This window comes from Rhizobacter sp. P3_B12 (assembly GCF_056402895.1).
The window spans coordinates 1-882 of the sequence record NZ_JBFUGN010001551.1 but is presented as its reverse complement, the minus strand read 5'-3'; the positions used below and the strand labels follow the sequence as shown (position 1 = coordinate 882).

Sequence of the window (882 nt, the reverse complement as noted above, 5' to 3'; positions counted from 1 at the left end):
GCCCCCAGCAGTGCCGATTCCGCCAGCACCAGCTGCAAGCGCTCACGCCCCCCCAGGCCCAGCACGCCAAGCAGCGCGAGCTGCGGCTGGCGCTTCGCGACCGACAGCGACAGGATCGAGAACACCAGGAACGCCCCGGTGAACAGCGCCACCAGCGCGAGCACCGTCAGGTTCACGCGGTAGGCGCGCGACACGTTCGACACCCGCTGCGCCGCTTCGTCCGGCGACGCCGCGCGCACGCCGTCGGGCAGCGCCAGCGCCTGCAGCACGGCGCCGCGGTCGGCGCCCGGTGCGAGTCGCACGTCGATGCGGCTGAGCCGCCCGAGCCAGCCGAACGTTGCCTGCGCGCCGGCAATGTCCATCACCGCGAGCGCCGGGCCGTTGGCCGCGATGCTGCCGCGCACCAGCAGCTCGACGCTGCCGGCGCTCGTCTGCAAGCGCACGCTGCGCGGATTCCCCAGTTGCTGCTGCGCCTGCGCGTTCAGGAAGATCGAATCGGCCGCCAGCACCGCGAAGCGGTCGGCATCCGTGTCGAGCCTTGCATCCGGCCGCGGCATCAGCGCCGGCGACAGCCGCGCCACCACCAGCGCATCGATGCCCACCACATGCAGCGGCACGCGCTGCCCTTGCGCGTCGAACGCATAGGTGTCGAGCTCGACGATCGGGCTTGCGATGGCTACCCGGGCCTGCGTCGCCACGCGCCCGTAGAGCGCTTCGTCGAAACCGCCGCGCTGGCCGCGCAGCTCGAAATCCGGCTCGCCGTTGACCGCCCGCACCGCCGAGCTGAACTCGCCGAGCGCCGACTGGTTGATCAGCTGCACCGAGAACGCGAGCGCGACGCCCAGCATCACCGCGAGCAGCGCGGCCAGATTGCGCCACGGG

General features: G+C 72.4%; 1 protein-coding gene. It reads right to left on the bottom strand.

The genetic code is table 11. From position 1 onward, the window contains the following. Positions 1–882: ABC transporter permease family protein (locus AC1D01_RS36800; protein WP_477874766.1), on the bottom strand; the 882-nt coding region annotated here is incomplete at both ends.